Consider the following 21,112-nt stretch of genomic DNA (forward strand, 5'->3'; position numbering starts at 1 on the left):
TAAACCATCGTGCCCAACAAAGGACCACCCAAATGCCCGACTACCGCTCCAAAACCTCCACCCACGGCCGCAACATGGCGGGTGCGCGTTCGCTCTGGCGCGCCACCGGCGTCAAAGACGAAGACTTCGGCAAACCCATTATCGCCATCGCCAACTCCTTCACCCAGTTCGTACCCGGCCATGTGCACCTGCACAACATGGGCCAGCTCGTTGCCCGCGAAATCGAAAAAGCCGGCGCAATTGCCAAAGAATTCAACACCATCGCCATCGATGACGGCATCGCCATGGGGCACAGCGGCATGCTCTACTCCCTGCCCAGCCGCGATTTGATTGCCGATTCCGTGGAGTACATGGTGAACGCCCATTGCGCCGACGCACTGGTGTGCATCTCCAACTGCGACAAAATCACCCCTGGAATGTTGATGGCCGCCATGCGCCTCAATATCCCAACCATCTTCGTCTCCGGCGGGCCGATGGAGGCGGGCAGAGTGGTCGGTGCTATCAATATTGCCGCCGACCGCCGTTTGGATTTGATTGACGCTATGATTGATGCGGCAGACGACAACGTATCCGATGCCGCTGTGAGCGAAATCGAACAAAACGCCTGCCCCACCTGCGGCTCATGTTCAGGCATGTTTACCGCCAACTCTATGAACTGCCTCACCGAAGTGCTCGGCTTGTCGTTGCCCGGCAACGGCTCGCTGGTGGCCACCCACGCAGGGCGCAAAGAGCTGTTTCTCGAAGCAGGGCGCATGATTGTAGACATCACCCGCCGCTACTACGAGCAAAACGACCACACCGTGCTGCCCCGCAGCATCGCCACCAAAGCCGCCTTTGAAAACGCCATGAACCTCGACATCGCCATGGGCGGCAGCACCAACACCATCCTGCACCTGCTCGCCGTCGCCCAAGAAGCCGGCGTGGACTTCAAAATGGCCGACATCGACCGCCTCAGCCGCGTCGTGCCCTGCCTGTGCAAAACCGCGCCCAATAACCACGACTACTACATGGAAGACGTGCACCGCGCCGGCGGCATCATGGCCATTTTGAAACAGCTCGACCAAATCGGCAAACTCGACACCCGCGTCTCCACTATTCATTCAGGCAGCCTGAAAGAAGCCATCCAACGCTGGGACATCGAAAACCCCGCCAATACCGAAGCCATCGAACGCTTCAAAGCCGCACCCGGCGGCATCCGCACCACCCAAGCCTTCTCGCAAAACCGCCAATGGAAAACGCTCGACCTCGACCGGGCCAACGGCTGCATCCGCGACGCCGCCCACGCCTACTCCCAAGACGGCGGCTTGGCCGTACTCTTCGGCAACATCGCCGAACGCGGCTGCGTGGTCAAAACCGCAGGCGTGGACGAAAGCATCTGGCAGTTCACCGGCCGCGCCCGCGTGTTTGAAAGCCAGGAAGCCGCCGTAGAAGGCATTTTGGGCAACCAAATCGTCGCCGGCGACATCGTCATCATCCGCTACGAAGGCCCCAAAGGCGGCCCGGGGATGCAGGAAATGCTCTACCCCACCAGCTACCTGAAATCCAAAGGCCTCGGCAAAGCCTGCGCCCTGCTCACAGACGGACGCTTCTCCGGCGGCACATCCGGTTTAAGCATCGGGCACGCCTCCCCCGAAGCCGCCGAAGGCGGCGCAATCGGTCTCGTACACGAAGGCGATACCATTGAAATCGACACCCCCAACCGCCGCATCCACCTCGCCATATCAGACGAAGAACCCGCCCGCCGCCGCGCCGAAATGGAAGCACGCGGCAGCCAAGCCTGGAAGCCGGAAAACCGCGACCGCCACGTCTCCCAAGCCCTGCGCGCCTACGGCCTCATGGCCACCTCGGCCGACCGGGGCGCGGTAAGGGATGTGAGCCAGATTGAGCGTTGATTGACGGCGCAGCCGTGCACCGTTTTTGCTCCACAGAAGCGGACACCGCTGCTTTAGTTGCGTAGAAACTCGCTTTGCCCGTTTCAACTGTGTTGAAGCTGCATTTTCAGGTAGCCTGTATCACCATGCAGGCTACCTGAAACTTTATTTCGGCCAGTATTTTAGGTATGATGGCTGTATGTAAAGAAATGTTTGTGGGTAGCCGATTAACTGAGGAGGTGTCTTATGTTTTCTTCCGTATCACGTTGGCAGCCTTCCGCTATGGCTTTGCTGGCAGCGTTCTCTTTATCTGCGGTAGCGCAAACTGATCCGCATATGCAGCCGGACAATCGGGTAAACCTGCGCGCGCAGCCCACCACGCAAAGCGGGATATTGGTGCAACTAGATCGCAACGAGAAATTCGCAATTTTGGGCCGACAGGGAAACTGGTATCACGTGCAGCGCCGGCACAGCGGCTACATAGAAGGCTATATTCACAAGAGCCAGGTGGTGCACCTGCTGCACAGCTATATCGTGAGCAGCCGCGACGGCTACGCCAATGTGCGCGAAGCCTATAAAAGCGGCGTTTATATGGACGAGCCGCCGATTGCCCAACTGCGCAGGGGTACGCGGGTGTGGGTGTATCCTGAGCAGAGCATGGGCAGCTGGCTGTTTGTGACCGAGCCGGTGATGGGCTTTGTGCACAAAAGCCAGTTGCAGCGCGAAAATTGAGAAGCAAGGCCGCACCGCATTTTCAGGTAGCCTGTGTTGCCATGCAGGCTCAGGCTACCTGAAATTTATCCGGCACATATCAGCCATCATGATGGCTGATAATGCCGCCAGATTTTCCCAACCCCGTATAGGAGCAAGCCCATGATTTCTTCCCCAACCATCCGAACCGCCGCCCTCAGCGCCGTGCTGCTGGCAGCTTCCGCTTCCGCTGTCGCCGGTGCCGACACCGACAGCTGCGTCCTGCCCAGCCCCGCTTCTGTCTCCACCTATCTGGTTACCGACGGCGATGAAACCGTAAACATTCGCGCCCAGCCCACCACCCGCGCCGACATCCTTGCCGTGTGTGACAACTTGGGCGAGGTCGCCATCCTCGGCAAAAATGGCGCGTGGTACCGTGTGCAGCTGGCTTTGCGCCCGTACCAGCCGCAAGATCGGCGCCTCATCGATGGCTATGTGCACCAAAGCCAGGTTAGCCTGCGCCACGTTTATATCGTGCACAGCGCCGACGGCACGGCCAACCTGCGCATGAATGCCAACATCCGCGCCGAAATACAGCAACGCATCCCCAACGGCACCACTCTGATCGAGCGCCCCGCCAATCGCAGAGGTGATTGGCTTTATGTGGGTGTGCAAGGCAGAGGCGGCGACACTTATGGCTATGTACACAAAAGTCAGATAAGGCCGAAAGCCGTGCGTTAACGGTGCGGAAATTTTCAGGTAGCCTCCGGCAGCCCGCAGAGGCTACCTGAAAAAAGTAGGCCGGGTATGCAGGCCGAATGTTTTCCACACCATACGCAGGATTGTCGAGCATGAATGCCCGGGCGACTGCGGCATGCAAAAAGGCTACCTGAAAACTATTTTTCAGGTAGCCTTTACTATGCCCGGTTCAAACCGGTTTCAAAGCAATTACTGCTTCATCGCGTTCACCAGTGAGCTGACGTTGTGGCGGAACATCTGCTCGTAGGTGGCGGCGGGGGCGCCGCGGCTGAGGGCGTCGGAGTAGAGCTTGCCGTTTACGCGGATGCCCGTTTCGCGGGAAATGCGTTCCACCATGCGCGAATCTTTGATGTTTTCGCTAAAGGCGGCGCGGATGTTTTGGCTGCGGATTTGGCGGATGAGTGCGGAAACCTGGCGGGCGGAGGGCTCGGCTTCGGTGCTCACGCCTTGCGGGGCGATGAATTCCACGCGGTAGCGTTTGCCCAGGTAGTTGAAGGCGTCATGCCCGGTGAGCACTTTGCGGCGGGCGGCGGGCACGCTGTTGAATTGGGTTTGCGCCCATTGGTGCATGGCGTCGAGGCGGCCTTGGTAGTTGGTGAGGCGTTGCTGATAATAGGCGCGGCCTTGGGGATCGACCCGGATGAGGGCGTCGGCTACGTTTTGGGCGTAGGTTTTCATCAGCACGGGGTCGTTCCATACGTGGGGGTCGAATTCGCCGTGGTGGTGGTGATCGTGGCCGTGGTGGCCGTGATCGTGGTCATGGTCGTCGTGCTCTTCGGCTTTCATCGGGCGGATGTTTTTGGTGGCTTCGGCAAAGGGGGTGCCGCTTTGGCGGATGCCGCGCATCACGGCGGCCTGCTCGAAGCCGAGGCCGTTTACCAGCACGAGCTTGGCGTTGCGGATGCGGTGCATGTCGCGGCTGGTGAGGTTGTAGGCGTGGGCGTCTTGGTCGGGGCCGACTAGGCTGCTCACGTTCACGCGCTCGCCGCCCACCTGCTTGGCCACGTCGCCCAGAATGCTGAAGCTGGACACGACTTCCAGCGGCGCGGCATAGAGGCTGCCGGAGAAGAGGGCGGCGATGAGGCCGAGTTTCCAATGTTTCAATTTCATCTTTTGCTCCTTTTGATTGGCTTGTATCAACGAGCCGTTTGGCTCTTCCTTGAGGCTACCTGAAAATTTTCAGGTAGCCTTTAAAGCTGGTTGGGTGCAGTTGGGCACAGCAAACCTCACACCCGCAAATGCCGCCCGCGCCACCATTTCGGCAGCATCCCGCCCTCGCGCCCGATAAACAGCGACACCGCATACACGCCGCCCAAACACAAAATAATCGCCGGCCCCGAAGGGATGTCCACATGGTAGGAAAACAGCAGCCCGCAGAAGCTGCACGCGAGCGCAATCAGCACCGCGAGCGCAATCAGCCCGCCCATACTGCGCGCCCACAGCCGCGCCGTAATCGCCGGCAGCATCATCACCCCCACCGACATCAGCGTGCCGATGGCCTGAAAGCCCGCCACCAAGTTCAGCACCACCAGCATCAGAAACAGCACATGCCACAGCCCGCCGCGCCCGTTTACCGCGCGCAGGAAGAGCGGGTCGATGCTCTCCAGCATCAGCGGGCGGTAGATCACCGCCAGCATCAGCACCGACACCGCGCTCACGCACAGCACCAGAATCAGCGAAGGCGTGTCCACCGCCAGCACCGAGCCGAACAACAGGTGCAGCAAATCCACATTGCTGCCGTAGCTGCTCACCAGCACCACGCCCAAGGCCAGGTTGGCCAGATAAAACGCGGCAAAGTTTGCGTCTTCCTTCAAATTCGTGTGCCGGCTCACTAGGCCGGCGAGCAGCGCCATCGCCAGCCCGGCGGCAAAACCGCCCAGGCTCATCGCCGGCAGGCTGAGCGAACCGGCGGCAATATAGCCCGCCGCCGCGCCGGGCAGCACCGCATGGCCGAGCGCGTCGCCCACCAAGCTCATGCGCCGCATCACCAAAAACACGCCCACCGGCGCCGCGCCCACGGCCAAAAACAGCACGGAGGCGAGCGCATAGCGCATGAAATCGTCGGCAAAGGGTTCGATGAGGAGCTGGGATAGGGTCATGGTGTGTGTTTGGCTCAAGTGAGTGGTGGGAATGGGCGGCGGTGTCAGTTTTCAGGTAGCCTTTAATGCTGGCGGCTTGGGTTGATTGTTAGTTAAAAACGCAAACCACATATCATCTTCCGCTGCATTGGAGAAAATATCCGGATATTTCCCTCCAAAAATATAGTGGGCGATAAATTCGTTGAATGGGCAGCTTATCGGCTTATCTACTTCAAAATTGATCTGCCCGGAACGGATGTCGGCAAATATCGGCGCATACAAAACCTGGCCGATTTCATACACCGCCCCTTTAAGGCGTTCTTCAACGCGGTATTGCCTATCCAAAATCTCTGCCGTGCTCCAAAGCACAATATCCCCAAACGAGCCGCCATTGCATATTGCCAGGAAATTTTGGTGCTCTTGAATCAGCAGCTGTTTCAATGGATGAGGAATATCGCGCGCGCCATCGGGGATGTCTGCAATCAATGCGGCTTCGGGTAAGCTGTTTAGCTTGGTTCGATAATGGTTTACTAATTCTGCTGATGTCATCATTTTCTGTTGGTTGGGGCTGCCCTTGAATATGCGGCATGATGTTCGATTCGGTTTTCAGGTAGCCTGTTTGGCGGGCGGGCTGTCATTGGCAGTGATTACGCCTTCGCCCACGGCGGTGCCGCCTTCCATAATCCAAAATTCTGTGCCGGGGCGCAGGGCGGAATAATCCACGCGGCCGGGGTAGAGATAATCCAGCCCGGCTTGCAGCGGTTTGCCTAGCCGGCTGTGCTCAAACTCGGCAAACACGATGCCGAACATTTGGCGGCTGCCTTTGGGCGCGAAGTGTGGGCGGTAGCCTGCGGCGGGAAAGTGCGGCCGGCTGCGGATGCGCTGCGGAAAAGCTCCAGCGGGGAAATCTTCGCTGCGGTTTTGGAAAAAAATCACTCGGGCGGCAAACATGGGCTACCTGAAAATAGGCTACCTGAAAACCTAGGCTTCGCACCATTCGCGGCTGTCGGCATGGCGGTGCATGGCGTGGGCGGCCTGTTTCAGGTAGCCTTCGGTGAGCACGTCTGCGGTGGCGCCGCTGGCGATTTTTTCGCGCGCAATCAGGAAGGTGTGGGGGAAATAGGCGCGCACCTGCTCATAATCGTGCAGCACGGCAATTACGGCGCGGCCTTCGTCTTGGTGGCATTGGCGCAATACGTCGAGCAGCTCGTAGGTGGTGCGCGCGTCCACGGCGTTGAAGGGCTCGTCGAGCAGCAGGAATTTGGCGTTTTGCACCAGCATGCGGGCGAGCAGCACGCGTTGGAACTGGCCGTTGGAAAGCTGCCCGATGCCGCGGCGGGCGAAGTCGGCCATGCCCACGCGTTCGAGCGCGGCGTGCACCCGTTCGCGCTGGGCGGGCTTGACGCCGCCGAAAAAGCCGATTTCATACCACAAGCCCATGGCGGCCAGCTCATACACGGAAATAGGCTGGCTACGGTCGATGTCGGACTGCTGCGGCAAATAGGCGATGTCGCGGCGCTCGAGGCCTTGCCAGTGCACGGCGCCAGTGCTGGTTTTCAGCAGGCCCATGATGGCTTTGAGCAGGGTGGATTTGCCCGCGCCGTTGGGGCCGAACACCGCCCACATGCTGCCGGGTGCGAATTCACCGCAAATGTGGTGCACGGCGGGGTGGCGGCGGTAGCTCACGGTGAGGTTGTCGAACACGATGCTCATAGCGCGGCGCCCGTCCAGGCGAATACGCCCAGCATCAGGGCGATGAGTGCGGCCGCCAGAAGCAGGCGGCGGGGGAGGCTGTCGAGTAACCAGGAGTGCATAGCGGTGGCCGTGTTATGTTGTAACGGGCGGCATGATACTCTATAACATGTGCTTTATCCATAGCCAAGGCTACCTGAAAATCCGGATATACCCTGCCGCCAAAGGGCGGATGCCGCGCCATGAAGTGCCAATCTGCTGTTCGGATAAAGAAAATACTTGCCTAGGCAGAGCTTTCCAAGTTTAATAGGCAAAATTTGATTTGGCGGAAACCGCGCTCCGCCCCCAAGGAAGGAATAACGATGAAAAAACTGCTTCTGGTTTCGCTGTGTGCCGGATTGCTGGCCGGCTGCGGCGGCGCACAGGAAAACAACAACGCCTCGGCGCCTGCCGCCGACAGCGCCAAGGTGCTCAATCTCTACAACTGGGCGGATTATGTCGATCCCGCCACGCTCACCGAGTTCACCAAGCAAACCGGCATCACCGTGCGCTCCGCCTATTACGACAACAACGAAACCCTCGAAGCCAAAATGCTCAGCGGCAGCAGCGGCTACGATTTGGTGGTGCCCTCCATTGCCAACGTCGGCCGCCAGATACAGGCCGGCGCCTACCAGCCCATCGACAAAAGCCAAATCCCCAACTACGGCAACCTCGACCCGCACCTGCTCAAGCTGATGGAGCAGGTGGATCCCGGCAACAAATACGCCGTGCCCTATTTCTGGGGCATCAACACCCTCGCCATCAACACCCAAATGGTGCAGAAAGCCCTGGGCGGCGCCCCTCTGCCCGAAAACCCCTGGGATTTGGTGTTCAACCCGCAATACACCGCCAAGCTCAAATCTTGCGGCATTTCCTATTTCGACAGCCCGCTCGAGCAATACCCATTGGCACTCAGCTACTTAGGCAAAGACCCCAACAGCACCCAGCCCGAAGACCTGCAAGCAGCCACCGACCTCATGCGCGCTGTGCGCAAAGACATCCGCCTCTTCACCGGCGCCACCTACATCAACGACCTGGCCGCCGGCAACCTTTGCGTGGCCATCGGCTACGGCGGCGACCTCAACATCGCCCGCAACCGCGCCATCGAAGCCGGCAACGGCATCGACATCCAAGTGCTCGTGCCCAAAACCGGGCTGGCCGTGTGGATTGATTCCCTGATGATCCCCAAAGACGCGCACCACCCCGCCAACGCCCTCAAATATATTAACCACACCCTAGACCCCAAAGTGGCCGCCGCCAACGGCAGCTTCGTCACCTACGCTCCCGCCAGCCAGCCCGCGCGTGAGCTGATGCCCGAGAAATACCGCAACGACCAATCCATCTTCCCCAGCGAAGAAGCCATGGCCAACAGCTACGTCATCCTGCCCAAAGACGCGCACACCAGCCGCCTGATGACCCAGCTTTACCAAAGGCTGATGGCGATTAAATAAAGCGTTTGCCCGATTGCGCTAAAGGCTACCTGAAAAATAGTTTTCAGGTAGCCTTTTTGTGTGCGGCGTTAGTGCGGATAGGGGGTGAACAATAGGTTAATGAGGACGTGATGGAGGTGTTTAGCAGTTTACTGAGACATAGGTAGGGAGAAAGAACATCGCTGGCTGCCTTTTTCGTTAGCTTGGAGTATGATGGCAGAGTGTTTGATTGTGTTAAGGAGATGGAGAATGAAGAGGTTGCTTGCTTTGTTGTTCTTGTGTGTATCCCTGCCTGCCTTGGCTTATGAGTACAAGTATGGAGAATGGGTAGCATTTACTGGGAAATTACAGACGATGCGCGGGGGCTGGATGGCTATTGTGTTGGATAAGCCGATAACTGTTGTGCCGAAACCCGGGGATGATGATGGTATAGACACGCCGGAAACAGGCGTGAGGATAATGCAGTTGGCTATGTCATCTCCCGAGCATTTCCGGCAGTATCGGCAGTTCAAAGGCAGAATGGCGCGGGTACAGTGTGAAACGCTGTTCCATTCACATACTGCGCACCATCAAACACCGGTATTGTGTAGTGTGGCTCGGATTTCTGCGCCGGATAGGCCGTAGGATAGGAGATAATGAAGAAGCTTGAATGTGTACAGATTGAATGGTTTGATTTTAGCTTCACAGAAACTGCGCTTTATTTTCAGGTAGCCTTTATTTGAGGCTACCTGAAAATTTTTGAGCTTAGGGGAAAGCCGTCTGCATTTGATGTGGGCGGTTTTCAGGTAGCCTGCCCGGCCAGTACGGCGGCGATGAGTTCTTGCGCGCCATCGTCGGCGAGCTTTTTGGCCACGGCGCGGCCGAGGGTGTCGGCGTATTCGCTCGGGGCTTGGGCTTGGGCGCGCAGGATAACGGAGCCGTCGGGGTGGCCAACGAGGCCGTGCAGGGTGAGCAGGCCGGCTTGGTCGGTGCAGTAGGCGGCCAGCGGCACTTGGCAGCTGCCGCCGAGCGCGCGGGCGAGGGCGCGTTCGGCGGTGACGCAGGCGGCGGTTTGGGCGTGGTTGAGCGGGGCGAGCAGGGGCATGAGCTCGCGGCGGTGGGCGGCGATTTCGATGCCGAGCGCGCCTTGGCCGGCGGCGGGCAGGCTGTCGGCGGGGGAGAGGGTGTGGCGGATGCGGCTGTGCAGGCCGAGGCGTTTGAGGCCGGCTTCGGCCAGGATGATGGCGGCGTAGTCGCCGTGGTCGAGCTTGGCGAGGCGGGTTTGCACGTTGCCGCGCAGGGGGGCGACCTGAAGCCGGGGAAAGCGGGTGCGCAGCTGGGCTTCGCGGCGCAGGCTGGAGGTGCCGACAATGGCGCCGTCGGGCAGGTCTTCCAGCCGTTGGTAGTTGTTGGACACGAAGGCGTCGAAGGGGCTTTCGCGCTCGCAGATGGCGGCCAGGGCAAAGCCTTCGGGCAAGGCCATGGGCACGTCTTTGATGGAGTGCACGGCGAGGTCGGCGCGGCCGTCGGCCAGGGCTTGTTCGAGCTCTTTCACAAACAGGCCTTTGCCGCCGATTTTGGAGAGGGTTTTATCGAGGATGCGATCGCCCTGGGTGGTGATGCCGAGGATGGATACCTCGCAGCCGGGGTAGAGGGTGCGCAGGCGGGATTGGATATGTTCGGCCTGCCACATGGCCAGGGCGCTTTCGCGGCTGGCGATAACGAGTCGGTTCGGAGTCATTCTGGGGAAAACGGAGGTTGCAAACGGCGGGCAGTCTATCACGAAACGGGCGGCGGTTTCGGATTTGCTTGGCGCTGGCTATAATGTTTCCACCATTGAAAGGCTACCTGAAAGGCCGCATGCCATGAAACGCCACCCGCTGCTGATTCCGCTGTCGCAAGACCATCATCATTCGCTGGCCATGTGCGCCCGCATCCTGCGCGACCCCGCCGCCGACCACCGCGCCGATTTCCTCGGCCACCAAGCCGACCTGCTGGCGCACTTTGCCGAAGAAGAACGGCTGTTTGCACCGTGGTGGGGCAAGCTGGCGCAAACGGCCATGCGGCAGCGCTTTGAAAGCGATCACGCGCTGCTGCGCCAAATGCTGGCCGCGCCCGAGCTGGACAATCCGGATTGGCTGAAAAACTTTGCCGAAACCCTGCGCGGCCATGCGCGATTTGAAGAGCGGGAGCTGTTTCAGGCTTTGCAGGAGGTGTTGCCGGAAGAAGAGGCTACCTGAAAAACCAAGCCGCGGGCATTTTGTTCGCGGCTTGATTTTTCAGGTAGCCCCTAAAGCTCACATCTTGGCAATCCCCACGCTTTCGCGCACATAAAGCCCAGGCTCGCGCACCAATTTGGCGATAAAGTCGGCGATGCTGCACTTGGAAACCTGGCTGCCTTGGAACGGTTCGCCTTTTAGCGTCAGGCGGTAGTTGATTTCTTTGGCACAGGTAAACCAGGCGTGGCGGATAAGGGTGTAGTCCAAATCCGAAGCTTCGATCACGGCCGCGCTTTGGCGGTAGGGCTCCCAAATCGCGCCGTGGCTTTCGCCCGTTTCGCCGTAAATTCCCATCGAGCTAATCCACACCAGCCGCTTCACGCCCACCGCGTGCATGGCGCGCACGGTGTTTCGCGCCATCTCTTGGAGGCTACCTGAAAGATTGGCGTAAACCAGCGTTTTGCCCTGCATGGCGGCGGTTAGCGTGCCGGTGTCCATCACGTCGCCTTCAACGATTTGCACGCGGCCGCCCGCCATGTGTTGCAGGCGCTTTGCATGGCGCAAAAACAGGGTGAGCTCGGCATCGGTTTCGTCTAAAAGCACGGGGATCACGCTGCGCGCCAAACCGCCGTTTGCGCCGAGGATTAAAACATGCTGCATGGTGTTGTGGCTCCTGGGTTGGTTGGGATAAGTGCATTATAGGCGGCGCCTGTGTGCTTGATTAGCCGGTGATTTTTGATTAGGCTTATGAGCGGATTTCATGAAACCGGTATTCGGAGCAATCAGTATTCGGAGCAATCAAATGAAAGAAAACCTCAACGACCTGCGCGCCTTTGTTACCGTGGCGCAGGCGGGCAGCTTTACCAAAGCCGCGCAACAAGTGGGCGTGTCGCAATCGGCCTTGAGCCACACCATACGCGGCATGGAAAGCCGTTTGAAAGTCAAGCTGCTCCAGCGTACCACCCGCAGCGTTTCCACCACCGAAGCGGGCGAGCGGCTGTTTCAAAAACTGCTGCCGCTGTTTGACGGCATCGACAGCGCGATGAACGATTTGGGCGAAACCGACGGCGAAGTGCGCGGCAGATTGCGGATTAACGGCACGGAGCACGTGTTCAACGTCGTCCTGCGCGACAAATTCATGCGATTTATGCAGTAATATCCGCTGGTGTCTTTGGAGCTGGTTGGCGAAACCCGCTTTTCCGACATCGTGGCCGAACGCTTCGACGCGGGCATCCGCTTGGGCGATGATGTGCAAAAAGACATGATTGCCGTGCGCGTGTCGCCCGATATGCAGATGTGCGCCGTTGCCGCCCCGGGCTACCTGAAAATATATGGCACGCCCAAAACGCCGTTTGAGCTGACTGAACACCAATGCATCAGCCTGTCTTTGTCTTCCGGCGGCACGCTTGCTTGGGAATTCCTCGACCCGATTACCGGCAGAACCGCCAAAATCCGCCCGCAAGGCCGCTTCACCGCCAACGCCTCGCCCGTGTTGGTTTCCGCCGCCCAAGCAGGCATCGGCATCGCGTGGACGCCTAAAGACATGGTGGCAAAAGAACTCGCCGACGGCAGCCTCACCGAAATCCTGGCCGACTGGCGCATGAGCTACACGGGCTACCATCTCTACTATTCCGACCGGCGGGCAGATTCGCCGCTCTTCGGGGCTTTGGTAAAGTGTTTGAAAGAATAAGGAGAAGGGTGGGGAAAGAATAGAAAGGCTACCTGAAAACTTAGCGCAGCGGAGTTTCTGCGAAACTAAAATCGGGTAGCCATAATGCAAAATAAAACAGCCCGAAAAATCGGGCTGTTTTTGCTTGATGGTGCGACAATGAGACTTGAATTAGTGATTTAATGCATTGTTTATAAGATATTTTATTTTCATGTTGTGTTGATATACCCCCAAATATACCCCCATTTGCACAAGTCAAAATCTTTCCCCTGTCGCGCGCGTGAGGCCCGCATTCCGAAGGTGCAAATTCTGCATGTGCAAATTCTGCATATTGGGATTGCATGGGATTGATGTTTCAAATGGAGCTTTCGTGGGGTTGTTTTGCAAATGCGGTTCGGCAAGGCGGTTTTAATCGGTTGCATGGCTCGGGGCTGGTGTCGGGTAGCGGGCGGCAAACGACAGGGGGTGGGGCTGCCTGCCGATGCCTTGCCTGAAAAAACCAAACTTGGGACGGCAGGAGGGCAGGGAAACAGGCCTTGCCCCGTTCTGATTTTCAGGAATCCTGCTGCCTTCGCCCTGCGGAATATCCCAAAACGTGCGCTAGGTGGTCTAGGATGCGCTAGGATTGTGTTTATATTACCCGCTAATGGGGGTATTAGCCTGCAAGGTATAAATCGCGTTAAAACGTAAAATAGCGGCATTTATGCGCTTGTTGGTTTTTGGCAGGTGCTGCCGCTGCTTTTCTGTTTCCGGTCGGCAGGGTGGTGATTGGTTTGTTTGGCAGGCGGCAACGGTAAGATTGCGGCAAGGTTTGAAACGGGGGCGCGCCCTTTTTATATCGTTCGGATAATTCAGGCGTGGTAGTTTCACACGGTCATGCGATTTTCACACGGTCATGCGGGAAACGCACGCCGAAGGGTTGTGCTGTGCCGTTGGTGGCCTGCAAGGGCTTGATGCGTAGGGAAGCCCCAAAGTTGGGGGCTGGTGTCGGGCGGCAGGGAAGGAAGCGGGCAGGGTTTGGGGCATGGTGCAGCCTGCCCTGCTTCAGGTAGCCCAGCGCGGCTGCTCCCGTTCAGTCGGCCTGCAGGTGTCGGCAGGGGTAGGGCCGATGCCGGGCGGATAGTCTGCAAGGAATAGGTCGGCAGGGGATGGCCGCCGTGTGTTTCCCCGCCCCCCAAGTTTTCAGGTGGTTTGCTTCCGTGTGACAAGGTTGGTTTTCCCATTGCCTGCCTACCCGAAAATTTATCAGGTGAAAAGTTTTCAGGTAGCCCGAAATTTTCCGCCGTGTGCCGCCCGTGTGTTTCTGCCTATATTTTGTGCAAGAGGGTGAAAGAAAAAATGGGGGTATATATGGCTTATATATATAGGACTTCAGAAATTGAAGTAACTCGGAGGCCAAAAATGGCCTGACTACTTCAGTTTTTGAAGTAATTGCCCATTTTTTAGGCAAGCGTTACTTCAGAAATTGAAGTAATAGCGGCTTAATTACTTCAGTTTTTGAAGTACAAGAATTAATTTTTTTTGAATGAATTTGTTGCTGTATAACACACAAGCCGCCCCTGTTTTTCGGGGGTGGCTATCGAGGTTTTTGCCCCTGCTCCGGTTGCTGCAAACTTGTCCTGTTTTCCGGCGCGGCTGGTGCAGCAGGTTCACTAGGTGGTGCATTTGGTTCACCAGCTCTGCCCGAATCAGCGGCGGGAAAACCTGACAAAACCTGACATTGCCGCACGGGCAAAACCTCATAAAACCTCACTCCGAAGCTCGGAAATAAATCCGGCTCTCGGATTTCAATCCGAACTACCGGGGAATGCAAAACACCAGCGCGGCGGCTGGTGTCGGGTTTTCAGGTAGCCTTATCTGTAAATAGCTAATTAGCCATCATGCGTCTAATAGTGGCTAATACAGGATTCCGGCAGCTGGGAAAATCGAACTAGTTCCAAAACGGAAATAGTTCAAACTAGATGCAAAACCACCCATGCGGGCGGCTTGTTCTCTCTCAATGCTGCTTTAACTGCGGGGCGGGGCTTAGTTCGTAATGCCTGCGTTTCCAGTCGTCGGGGGCGCGGCGGGTTTCGCCTATATCCAGCTTACTGCCGCAATCATCAATGGCTAGGAAAGTCAGGGCGTATAAGGTGCATTGGTTCTTGCCGCCCTGTCTTGATACGGCTATCAGCCCGCTTTCCAGCAGCTCACGCTTGGCTTTGGCAAGGGTGGCGGTCGATTTAAACGCTCCCGCCTCTGCCGTTTCTTTGTCGGTGGCCGATAAATCGCCGTTGTTGTAGCCGTTGTATTGCGCCATCAGGTAAGTCAGCAGCTTCACAGCGTTGCCTGACAGGGTCTGTATCACGGGACTGCGCAATACGTCGTAGCGGAGCGGGAAAAACGGCTCTCTGTTGCGTTTCTCCGCTGCCTCCTGCCATCTCTCGGCCTTTCTTTTTCGGTTGCCCATTTCTCTGCTCCTTTTCGGGATGCTGCCTAGGCATTCAGGGCGGCGGCGAATTTCTGATAAACGGCTGCCTGCTTGCTCGGGTTGGTTTCCAGTATCAGAAACAGCAAATCCGGGGCTTCCTGCTTCAGCTCCTCTATGCGCTGCTTGGCGGCGGTTTTGGTGGGGAAATGGCCGATTGGCCGGTATTCATACACCAGCGGGCTTTCAGGCCGGCAATAACCCACGGCCAGCAGGCAGGATTTCGGCGGCTTGGGCGAATGATAGGGTTTGATGGGTTTTGCAGTGCGTGGATAAGATTTCATGATGTTTGTCCTTTTCAGGTAGCCTGCCCCACCCGATGTGCGGATTGCGGGTGCACTTCGGGCTTTGTGGGGGTGAGGTGTGGGGATTAGGCGTGTTGGGATTTGCCCTGATTCAGACGTTCAAGCAGCTTGTCGTAAAAACCACTGATGCCGGGCTGCCGTGCTTTTAAGGCAGTAAAGGGGGTATAACCGTAGATTTCTGGCGGCAGGGTATCGATAAATGCCAAGCAGGCGGTATGGGCGGCTTGTTTGGTGGGGTAGAAGCCCAATGGATGCCAGCGGCAGGCCATAGGGTCGTAACAGCTGTTGGGAATAGCCACGGCGGCCAGATAGGCGGATGCCGTGGTCGGTTTTTGGATGGGATATTGCGCGGTCTGCGCGGTTTGATTAATTGCTTCCATTTGGAAAGCTCCTGTATGTTTTGAGATTTGAGAAGCCCGAATAGGGGGCGGTGCTCTCTCCGGCATACAGTCCGGCGCGGTCGTTACCGATACCGCACACCGCCATAACTTGAAAGGCCGTATGAATTTAATACGTTCGTCTGATTTTGACACGGTCGTGTTAATTTCACACGCACGCCAATCAGGCTACCTGAATTGTGATGGCGATAAAAAATCTGCAAGCGGTGCAGATTTCCGCTGTATGTTGAGAGAGAGGCTGCATTCTGCTTCTCAAGGCTCAATCTGTCAAATGTTTTGCAAAGGGGATGCTTAGTGCGTTTCCCAATGCTCCTCTGTTTGCGGGGCTACCAGCTCGATGATGACGGGCGGGCTGTCCGTTGCGTTCTCGGGCTGGGGTTTGTCCAAGCCAAGCAGTTTTGCCTTGCCCATGGTGGCGGCTACCATGGCGGAAGCGCTGCCGCCCTCCTGTGCGGTATGCCGTGCCTGTTCCAATTCTGCAAGCAGGGTATCTACCGTTATTTCGTGCCGTTTCCTGTGCGTTGCCTGCAATTTAGCGATTCTTGCCGCAATCTTGCCGTTATCCAGCAGTTCCTTGGCTTTGCGGTTGATACTCTCGGCTTTCATCTTTCCAGCGTTGTATGCCTGCCGGTAGGCTTCGCTGGCGTTGCCAGTTTCTACATACAGGCAGACAAAGCGTTCTTGTTTCGGGGTCATGGCTAATCCTTTGTTTTTAAGCAAGGCTGTATTTCCGGCTGGGTATTTTCAGGTGGCCTGCTAAGGGTTTCCTTGGGGTCGATGATGACGCGGGTTATCTTTATCGGGGGGCATGCTGCCGTCTGTCGATTTCAAGTCTAGTTCGGTTTTCTCGCTGTACTTTTTCGGGGCAAGGCGGGCGGCTTTCCATTTGCGGGCGTCTATCTTCAATTTGGCTTTCGCTACTTCGCCGGTTTCAGGCGGGCAGTTGTCGGCTATCTCTATGATTTCGTCGGCGTAGAAGTCTGCCTGTTGTTCGCGCGCGTGCGCGTATCGCTCCGAAAATTCGGGGCTTTCGGCCAGCCATTTGTAGACGGTGCTGGGGGCAGGCAGGTTCTTCCTGCGGCAGATGGCGGCTAGGCTGTGGCCTTGCCTGCCGCAGTTCGCAGATGCGGGCGTTGCAGCCCATAATGCCCATTTGGTGCATATCGTAGGCGGTCAGGCTCTGCCCGCTCTGCAGGGCGGAGAGGATGCGCTGGTTTTGCGTGGGGATGGTAGAATGGCGGGTAGTGGTAATTCCCTTTGTTTGGCCGTTCGGATGCTTGTCGTTCGGGCGGTTTTTGTTTTGCATGGCCTGCCTCCCTAGCGGTTTTCGGCCAGCTTGCAGATGTAGCCGTCAATCTCTGATTGCAGCCAGCCGGTGGTATTGGCAGAAATCTTGAAGGGTTTGGGAAAGTCGGGGCGGTATAGCCGGTGCTTGGGATTGTTCCAGTTCCAAAGGGTGGAGAGGGAAACACCGAACAGGGCGGCGGCTTGTCTGGGGCGGATGATGCTTTGTTGCATGGTTTGATACCTCGTTAGCTGTTGTTGGATAACGGGGCAAAGAATAAGCCGCCTCGTGGGCGGCTTTCTAGGAAGTAGCGTGTTGATTTCCGGTAGTAGCGTGCTGACTTCAGGAAGTCAGCTAGTTGATTTCCTATTTTGGAAATTTTTTATCCACGTCATAACGGTTTTTTCAGCTGGTTCTCGGTAAGCGGGGATAGCTCTTTCAGCGATTGAATCCCTTATCATTTTGCACAATGCAGCCTTCCCGCCGTGTTGTCCAAGCAATGCCTGATGCTTTTCAAGCAGTTCGTTTACAGCAGCAATCGTGCCTACCTTTTCATAGGGGCTTTGTTTGGCTTTACCTGCCTTTCTTGCATTTTCCTTAAGCACACTTGCCTTTACTTCTTTATAAAATAAAGATTTATCTTTATTTGTTTGTGTTGATAAAAAATCATACTCTGCAATTCTTAATATATTCCAAGCTTTAAATATATTACCAACTGCATTTTCTCTACTAACTACTCTCCATTCTTCAAGCGATAACGGGAATCCTTCTTGCTCTGTTTCATCTTTAATCCTATTTAAATCAAAATTATCCATAGCATAATTAAGGTGCCACAAAGATAAAATAGCTAAAAATTCATACTCCTTACCATTTGGGAAATTTTTATCTTCCTCATCTATTTCATATTCAGAAAAATAATTTAACAATGCTTCATAATCTTCTGTATTATTTTCTGTCTCCAAATATGATGTCTCTTCTATATATTTAATTGTTTCAAATGTTGGGTAGCACACTACTTCCCCTTCTTCATAACCCCAGTCGAATAGATTATTTAGACTTCCATCAACAGGAAGATTTTCTTTTAACTCATCAATTGCTATGCGTTTTTTCTCTTCAAAATAAAAATCTATGCTTTCCATAATGAAATTTGATACATACTCAATTTGTTCATGTGTCCTATTTTTTAATAAATTTTCTAATGCAGACAGTAAATTATCAGTAGCAGGAGCAACAAATCTACTTATTTGCCATATGGATTGCCTGAGTTCTTTCCAAGTTCTCATTTCACCTCCTGTTTTCAGGTAGCCTCAAATGGGTTTAGCGGCGCGGGGGAACCAGCTCTATATCGTCGGCACTATCGGGATAATTCAGGCTTTGCAGCGCCTCTAGTGCGTTGTCTGTGATGATGGCTGGCATGGTGTTCTCCTTTTGCTCGTCGGTTTCGCTGCCTTGCCTCTATCATGCAATACGGCGTTATACGGCATTAGGCTGGATTAAGGATAATGCGAAGCGAAATAAAACACCAGCCCGCCTGCCGGTGTCTTGTTTTTCAGGTAGCCCCATCTGTTGCAATCAAGGCTTGGGCTTGGCGGTATCGCTCCCGCAGATAGTCTGAATACCATTGCATCATCTCCCGCCGCTCGGCCAGATACTCCGCCCGGTTGTAGGCGGCTCTAATCCGGTTGCTTTCTTCATGCGCTAACTGGCGTTCTATGGCATCTGGGTTGTAGCCTTGTTCGTTCAGGATGCTGCTTGCCAAACTGCGGAAGCCGTGCGGGGTGGCTATGCCTTTGTAGCCTAGGCGCTCAATGATGCGGGTTAGGGTGGCATCGCTGATAAAGCCGGTAGTTTTGGTGCGGCTGGGAAATAGATAGGGAGTATTGCCGGTTAGGCCGTGCAGTTCCCGCAGTAGCTCCAGCGCCCAATCGGAAAGCGGCACAGTATGGCTGCGTTTCATCTTCATGCGCTCGGCGGGAATAATCCATTGCGCCGCTGAAAAGTCCACTTCCACCCATTGCCCGCCGCGCAGTTCGGTATTGCGTACAAACACCAGCATAGTCAGCAGCAGGGCAATTTTGTTTGCCGGCTCAATATCGGCCGGTATCAAGCGGCGGTAAAACTCGGCCAGTTCTTCGCGGGGCAGGGCGGGCATGTGGCGGGTAGTCTTTTTCTCGAAGTGGCCGCGTAGCGGTACGGCTGGGTTGCGGTCAGTTATCTCCAGCATGGCGGCATAGGTGTACACCGCGCCTATCCATTGCCGCACTTTCTCGGCGGTTACATTTGTGGCACGGGCCACAATGGCGGCAATAACGGGTTTCACGTCGGAAACGCTTACTTCGGCCAGCGGTATTTGCCCAATGTGGGGAAACACGTCTTTTTGCATATCGGCAAGGATACGTTCGGCGTGAACGGGCTGCCAGCGGTGCAGGTTGTCGGCATGCCAACGGCGGGCAAGGGCTTCAAAGGTATTTAGGGCGGCAGCTTTTCGCTCTTGTTTTTCCTGTTGCTTGGCGGCAGCGGGGTCTTGCCCGTCTGACAGCAGACGGCGGGCGTTTTCGGCAGCCTGCCGTGCTTCGGAGAGGGAAACGGCAGGATACTTGCCGATAGTCAGCGTTTTTTCCTTGCCGTCGATACGGTATTTCAGGCGGAAGATTTTGCCGCCTGCCGGGGTAACTTCCAGATACAGGCCACCACCGTCAAACAGCTTAGCTTTTTTTCCTGTGCCGGTAGGTTTCGCGTTCTTGATTTGGCGGTCGTTCAGGGGCATTCTGGGGGTATATTTTTGAGGGTATTTTCCGGATACCCCCAATCATACCCCCATAAAAGGGGCAATTCAATTAGACGGCATTAGACGGGATTAGCTGAATAGGGAGGGGGAAAGGATAGGCTGAATCAGCCTGAAAGCCTTGCCTGTCTTGAATTTGGCTGATTGCATTGGATGGCGTTAGACGTAAAAAAACAGCCCGAAAATTTGGGCTGTTTTTGTTTGATGGTGCCGACAATGAGACTTGAACTCATACGACCTACGGTCACTACCCCCTCAAGATAGCGTGTCTACCAATTCCACCATGTCGGCTTGAAAAAATTGTTGAGGCTGCTACTCCGGAATCACTGCCTGGCTGGCGGCTTGCGCCGGGGCGGCAGGCTGGGATGCGGCAGCAGGAGCGGCTTGCTGCACAGGCGCGTCATCCAAACCGAGCCGGCTGCCATTGCCTTTGCTCGAGATGATGCTGAGTGCGATGCAGCAGCAGAAAAATATGGCAGCGGCAACGGCGGTGCTGCGGCTCAGGAAGTTGGCGCTGCCAGCCGAGCCGAATACGCCTTGCGCGCTACCGGAGCCGAAAGCGGCGCCGGCATCCGCGCCTTTACCCTGTTGCATCAGGACAAGACCGATGATTGCCAGCGAGGCAAAGCCGCCGATAATCATAATAATGGTTTTAAATGCTTCCATGTCTGTTCACTGTTTATTGTGCGGCGGCTTGGGCGATGGCTGCGAAACCGTCTGCTTTTAAAGAAGCTCCGCCGACTAACGCGCCGTCTACTTTGGGCAGGGACAGAATCGTTTGCGCGTTCTGCGGATTGACACTGCCGCCGTAAAGAGCGCGGATATTAGCACCCTTGCTGGCGAAAGACAAGAGCTCGGCGTAAATAAAGGCGTGCATGTCGGAAATTTGCTCGGGCGTGGCCACTTGGCCGGTGCCGATGGCCCATACCGGCTCGTAGGCAATAGCAAGGTGTGTTAGGGCTTTGCCGCGCAACACGGCAAGTTGTTCGGCCACAACGGCTTGCTCGCGCCCGGCTTGGCGTTCGGCTAGGGTTTCGCCAACGCATAGGATGGGGATTAAGCTGGCAGCCAGAACGTTATCCAGCTTGGCCGACAGGATTTCGTTGTTTTCGCTGAAATATTGGCGGCGTTCGGAATGGCCGAGCAGTACGAATTGTGCGCCGAGGTCGGCCAGCATGGCGGCGGAGGTTTCGCCGGTGAAGGCGCCGTCGGCGGCAAAGCGGCTGGCGTCTTGCGCGCCGATGTGTAGGGCGGGGGCGGCTTGCCGGAATGCGCTCAAGTAGGGCAGGGGGGCGGCGATGCCGGTTACCACGTTTTCAGGTAGCCTTTGTTCGGCCCAGGCTTGGGCGAAGGCTGCAACGGTATTGCTGCGACCGTTCATTTTCCAGTTGCCGATAATCCAGGGTTGTTGCCACATCATGATGCCGCCATCCTTTCCTTGGGTTG

25 protein-coding genes, 1 tRNA gene and 1 pseudogene are annotated in these 21,112 nt (G+C 56.3%); 8 read left to right on the forward strand and 19 right to left on the reverse strand.

The features are described from left to right. Nucleotides 1–32 precede the first annotated feature (32 nt). The 3 genes from ilvD (at nucleotide 33) to LG371_RS07145 (ending at nucleotide 3,302) form a co-directional block, all read left to right on the forward strand. On the forward strand, nucleotides 33–1,892 hold the full coding sequence (gene ilvD, locus LG371_RS07135) for a dihydroxy-acid dehydratase (RefSeq protein ID WP_225748139.1): 1,860 nt from the start codon (nucleotides 33–35) through the stop codon (nucleotides 1,890–1,892). Nucleotides 1,893–2,117: 225 nt separating this feature from the next. Continuing rightward, the gene (locus LG371_RS07140; RefSeq protein WP_082890692.1) at nucleotides 2,118–2,603 is read left to right on the forward strand and encodes an SH3 domain-containing protein; all 486 of its coding nucleotides are present in this window, start codon (nucleotides 2,118–2,120) and stop codon (nucleotides 2,601–2,603) included. 141 nt (nucleotides 2,604–2,744) lie between these two features. Further along, entirely contained in the window at nucleotides 2,745–3,302 is a 558-nt protein-coding gene (locus LG371_RS07145; RefSeq protein ID WP_067590678.1) for an SH3 domain-containing protein, read from the forward strand. Nucleotides 3,303–3,509: 207 nt separating this feature from the next. Here LG371_RS07145 and LG371_RS07150 read toward each other — a convergent pair whose 3' ends face one another. The 5 genes from LG371_RS07150 to LG371_RS07170 form a co-directional block, all read right to left on the reverse strand. Then, a complete protein-coding gene (locus LG371_RS07150; protein WP_179945888.1) occupies nucleotides 3,510–4,424 on the reverse strand; it encodes a metal ABC transporter solute-binding protein, Zn/Mn family in 915 nt (304 codons plus the stop codon). Nucleotides 4,425–4,546: 122 nt separating this feature from the next. After that, nucleotides 4,547–5,419, reverse strand: a complete 873-nt coding sequence (locus tag LG371_RS07155) for a metal ABC transporter permease (RefSeq protein WP_225748140.1) — start codon at nucleotides 5,417–5,419, stop codon at nucleotides 4,547–4,549. A gap of 51 nt (nucleotides 5,420–5,470) precedes the next feature. After that, the gene (locus LG371_RS07160; protein WP_156503473.1) at nucleotides 5,471–5,950 is read right to left on the reverse strand and encodes a hypothetical protein; all 480 of its coding nucleotides are present in this window, start codon (nucleotides 5,948–5,950) and stop codon (nucleotides 5,471–5,473) included. Nucleotides 5,951–6,004: 54 nt separating this feature from the next. Then, nucleotides 6,005–6,349: a hypothetical protein gene (locus LG371_RS07165; RefSeq protein ID WP_067590686.1), complete on the reverse strand. Its 345-nt coding sequence runs from the start codon at nucleotides 6,347–6,349 to the stop codon at nucleotides 6,005–6,007. A gap of 30 nt (nucleotides 6,350–6,379) precedes the next feature. After that, entirely contained in the window at nucleotides 6,380–7,111 is a 732-nt protein-coding gene (locus tag LG371_RS07170) for a metal ABC transporter ATP-binding protein (RefSeq protein ID WP_067590688.1), read from the reverse strand. A gap of 341 nt (nucleotides 7,112–7,452) precedes the next feature. On the opposite strand from LG371_RS07170, the gene LG371_RS07175 reads away from it, so the two are divergent. Then, nucleotides 7,453–8,580 (forward strand): polyamine ABC transporter substrate-binding protein, encoded by a 1,128-nt coding sequence (locus LG371_RS07175; protein ID WP_225748141.1) that lies wholly within the window; start codon nucleotides 7,453–7,455, stop codon nucleotides 8,578–8,580. A 228-nt stretch (nucleotides 8,581–8,808) separates the two neighbouring features. After that, the gene (locus tag LG371_RS07180) at nucleotides 8,809–9,183 is read left to right on the forward strand and encodes a DUF4431 domain-containing protein (protein WP_067590694.1); all 375 of its coding nucleotides are present in this window, start codon (nucleotides 8,809–8,811) and stop codon (nucleotides 9,181–9,183) included. 157 nt (nucleotides 9,184–9,340) lie between these two features. Here the strand turns inward: LG371_RS07180 and hemC are convergent, their stop codons facing one another. Then, on the reverse strand, nucleotides 9,341–10,279 hold the full coding sequence (hemC, locus tag LG371_RS07185) for a hydroxymethylbilane synthase (RefSeq protein ID WP_225748142.1): 939 nt from the start codon (nucleotides 10,277–10,279) through the stop codon (nucleotides 9,341–9,343). A 124-nt stretch (nucleotides 10,280–10,403) separates the two neighbouring features. Here hemC and LG371_RS07190 point away from each other — a divergent pair, with 124 nt between their 5' ends. Then, a complete protein-coding gene (locus LG371_RS07190; RefSeq protein ID WP_067590697.1) occupies nucleotides 10,404–10,778 on the forward strand; it encodes a hemerythrin domain-containing protein in 375 nt (124 codons plus the stop codon). A gap of 57 nt (nucleotides 10,779–10,835) precedes the next feature. Here LG371_RS07190 and LG371_RS07195 read toward each other — a convergent pair whose 3' ends face one another. Continuing rightward, complete coding sequence (locus LG371_RS07195; RefSeq protein WP_225748143.1) at nucleotides 10,836–11,417, reverse strand: NAD(P)H-binding protein; 582 nt, start codon at nucleotides 11,415–11,417, stop codon at nucleotides 10,836–10,838. 142 nt (nucleotides 11,418–11,559) lie between these two features. Here LG371_RS07195 and LG371_RS07200 point away from each other — a divergent pair, with 142 nt between their 5' ends. Then, nucleotides 11,560–11,913: a LysR family transcriptional regulator gene (locus tag LG371_RS07200; protein WP_218916347.1), complete on the forward strand. Its 354-nt coding sequence runs from the start codon at nucleotides 11,560–11,562 to the stop codon at nucleotides 11,911–11,913. Nucleotides 11,914–11,922: 9 nt separating this feature from the next. Further along, nucleotides 11,923–12,447, forward strand: a complete 525-nt coding sequence (locus LG371_RS07205; RefSeq protein ID WP_225748144.1) for a LysR substrate-binding domain-containing protein — start codon at nucleotides 11,923–11,925, stop codon at nucleotides 12,445–12,447. A 1,975-nt stretch (nucleotides 12,448–14,422) separates the two neighbouring features. On the opposite strand, the gene LG371_RS07210 is transcribed toward LG371_RS07205, so the two are convergent. From LG371_RS07210 to tpiA, 12 genes and pseudogenes are all read right to left on the reverse strand, one after another. Beyond that, nucleotides 14,423–14,875 (reverse strand): hypothetical protein, encoded by a 453-nt coding sequence (locus LG371_RS07210; RefSeq protein WP_225748145.1) that lies wholly within the window; start codon nucleotides 14,873–14,875, stop codon nucleotides 14,423–14,425. Nucleotides 14,876–14,901: 26 nt separating this feature from the next. Then, the gene (locus LG371_RS07215) at nucleotides 14,902–15,177 is read right to left on the reverse strand and encodes a hypothetical protein (RefSeq protein ID WP_225748146.1); all 276 of its coding nucleotides are present in this window, start codon (nucleotides 15,175–15,177) and stop codon (nucleotides 14,902–14,904) included. An 86-nt stretch (nucleotides 15,178–15,263) separates the two neighbouring features. Continuing rightward, a complete protein-coding gene (locus tag LG371_RS07220) occupies nucleotides 15,264–15,578 on the reverse strand; it encodes a hypothetical protein (protein WP_225748147.1) in 315 nt (104 codons plus the stop codon). Between the two features lie 309 nt (nucleotides 15,579–15,887). Beyond that, a complete protein-coding gene (locus LG371_RS07225; protein ID WP_153717225.1) occupies nucleotides 15,888–16,292 on the reverse strand; it encodes a terminase small subunit in 405 nt (134 codons plus the stop codon). A gap of 60 nt (nucleotides 16,293–16,352) precedes the next feature. After that, on the reverse strand, nucleotides 16,353–16,760 hold the full coding sequence (locus LG371_RS12400; protein ID WP_370632671.1) for a hypothetical protein: 408 nt from the start codon (nucleotides 16,758–16,760) through the stop codon (nucleotides 16,353–16,355). Continuing rightward, nucleotides 16,756–16,902: pseudogene (locus tag LG371_RS12405) on the reverse strand (hypothetical protein); the annotation flags it as partial. The pseudogene LG371_RS12405 and the gene LG371_RS12400, both read right to left, overlap by 5 nt. Before the next feature lie 11 nt (nucleotides 16,903–16,913). Beyond that, nucleotides 16,914–17,114 carry an AlpA family transcriptional regulator gene (locus LG371_RS07235; RefSeq protein WP_225748149.1) on the reverse strand — a complete coding sequence of 67 codons (201 nt, stop codon included), beginning with the start codon at nucleotides 17,112–17,114 and terminating at the stop codon, nucleotides 16,914–16,916. Nucleotides 17,115–17,231: 117 nt separating this feature from the next. Next, nucleotides 17,232–18,164: a hypothetical protein gene (locus LG371_RS07240; protein WP_225748150.1), complete on the reverse strand. Its 933-nt coding sequence runs from the start codon at nucleotides 18,162–18,164 to the stop codon at nucleotides 17,232–17,234. Between the two features lie 266 nt (nucleotides 18,165–18,430). Then, the gene (locus LG371_RS07245) at nucleotides 18,431–19,648 is read right to left on the reverse strand and encodes an integrase arm-type DNA-binding domain-containing protein (protein WP_225748151.1); all 1,218 of its coding nucleotides are present in this window, start codon (nucleotides 19,646–19,648) and stop codon (nucleotides 18,431–18,433) included. Between the two features lie 223 nt (nucleotides 19,649–19,871). Next, nucleotides 19,872–19,957, reverse strand: a tRNA-Leu gene (locus LG371_RS07250). Nucleotides 19,958–19,978: 21 nt separating this feature from the next. Next, a complete protein-coding gene (gene secG, locus LG371_RS07255; protein ID WP_067592190.1) occupies nucleotides 19,979–20,332 on the reverse strand; it encodes a preprotein translocase subunit SecG in 354 nt (117 codons plus the stop codon). Nucleotides 20,333–20,345: 13 nt separating this feature from the next. Further along, entirely contained in the window at nucleotides 20,346–21,086 is a 741-nt protein-coding gene (tpiA, locus tag LG371_RS07260) for a triose-phosphate isomerase (RefSeq protein WP_225748152.1), read from the reverse strand. Between the last annotated feature and the right edge of the window lie 26 nt (nucleotides 21,087–21,112).

It is taken from the genome of Eikenella sp. Marseille-P7795 (genome assembly GCF_916618725.1).
Taxonomy (GTDB): domain Bacteria; phylum Pseudomonadota; class Gammaproteobacteria; order Burkholderiales; family Neisseriaceae; genus Eikenella; species Eikenella longinqua.

Excerpts from the sequence above, each read along its gene's own strand:
- LG371_RS07220 (WP_225748147.1), bottom strand. The coding sequence starts at position 15,578 with ATGGAAGCAATTAATCAAACCGCGCAGACCGCGCAATATCCCATCCAA.
- secG (WP_067592190.1), bottom strand. The coding sequence starts at position 20,332 with ATGGAAGCATTTAAAACCATTATTATGATTATCGGCGGCTTTGCCTCG.
- LG371_RS07145 (WP_067590678.1), top strand. The coding sequence starts at position 2,745 with ATGATTTCTTCCCCAACCATCCGAACCGCCGCCCTCAGCGCCGTGCTG.
- LG371_RS07245 (WP_225748151.1), bottom strand. The coding sequence starts at position 19,648 with ATGCCCCTGAACGACCGCCAAATCAAGAACGCGAAACCTACCGGCACA.
- LG371_RS07140 (WP_082890692.1), top strand. The coding sequence starts at position 2,118 with ATGTTTTCTTCCGTATCACGTTGGCAGCCTTCCGCTATGGCTTTGCTG.
- hemC (WP_225748142.1), bottom strand. The coding sequence starts at position 10,279 with ATGACTCCGAACCGACTCGTTATCGCCAGCCGCGAAAGCGCCCTGGCC.
- LG371_RS07215 (WP_225748146.1), bottom strand. The coding sequence starts at position 15,177 with ATGAAATCTTATCCACGCACTGCAAAACCCATCAAACCCTATCATTCG.
- LG371_RS07180 (WP_067590694.1), top strand. The coding sequence starts at position 8,809 with ATGAAGAGGTTGCTTGCTTTGTTGTTCTTGTGTGTATCCCTGCCTGCC.
- LG371_RS07160 (WP_156503473.1), bottom strand. The coding sequence starts at position 5,950 with ATGATGACATCAGCAGAATTAGTAAACCATTATCGAACCAAGCTAAAC.
- LG371_RS07200 (WP_218916347.1), top strand. The coding sequence starts at position 11,560 with ATGAAAGAAAACCTCAACGACCTGCGCGCCTTTGTTACCGTGGCGCAG.
- LG371_RS07155 (WP_225748140.1), bottom strand. The coding sequence starts at position 5,419 with ATGACCCTATCCCAGCTCCTCATCGAACCCTTTGCCGACGATTTCATG.
- ilvD (WP_225748139.1), top strand. The coding sequence starts at position 33 with ATGCCCGACTACCGCTCCAAAACCTCCACCCACGGCCGCAACATGGCG.
- LG371_RS07165 (WP_067590686.1), bottom strand. The coding sequence starts at position 6,349 with ATGTTTGCCGCCCGAGTGATTTTTTTCCAAAACCGCAGCGAAGATTTC.
- LG371_RS07170 (WP_067590688.1), bottom strand. The coding sequence starts at position 7,111 with ATGAGCATCGTGTTCGACAACCTCACCGTGAGCTACCGCCGCCACCCC.
- LG371_RS07210 (WP_225748145.1), bottom strand. The coding sequence starts at position 14,875 with ATGGGCAACCGAAAAAGAAAGGCCGAGAGATGGCAGGAGGCAGCGGAG.
- LG371_RS07190 (WP_067590697.1), top strand. The coding sequence starts at position 10,404 with ATGAAACGCCACCCGCTGCTGATTCCGCTGTCGCAAGACCATCATCAT.
- tpiA (WP_225748152.1), bottom strand. The coding sequence starts at position 21,086 with ATGATGTGGCAACAACCCTGGATTATCGGCAACTGGAAAATGAACGGT.
- LG371_RS07225 (WP_153717225.1), bottom strand. The coding sequence starts at position 16,292 with ATGACCCCGAAACAAGAACGCTTTGTCTGCCTGTATGTAGAAACTGGC.
- LG371_RS07175 (WP_225748141.1), top strand. The coding sequence starts at position 7,453 with ATGAAAAAACTGCTTCTGGTTTCGCTGTGTGCCGGATTGCTGGCCGGC.
- LG371_RS07195 (WP_225748143.1), bottom strand. The coding sequence starts at position 11,417 with ATGCAGCATGTTTTAATCCTCGGCGCAAACGGCGGTTTGGCGCGCAGC.
- LG371_RS07235 (WP_225748149.1), bottom strand. The coding sequence starts at position 17,114 with ATGCAACAAAGCATCATCCGCCCCAGACAAGCCGCCGCCCTGTTCGGT.
- LG371_RS07240 (WP_225748150.1), bottom strand. The coding sequence starts at position 18,164 with ATGAGAACTTGGAAAGAACTCAGGCAATCCATATGGCAAATAAGTAGA.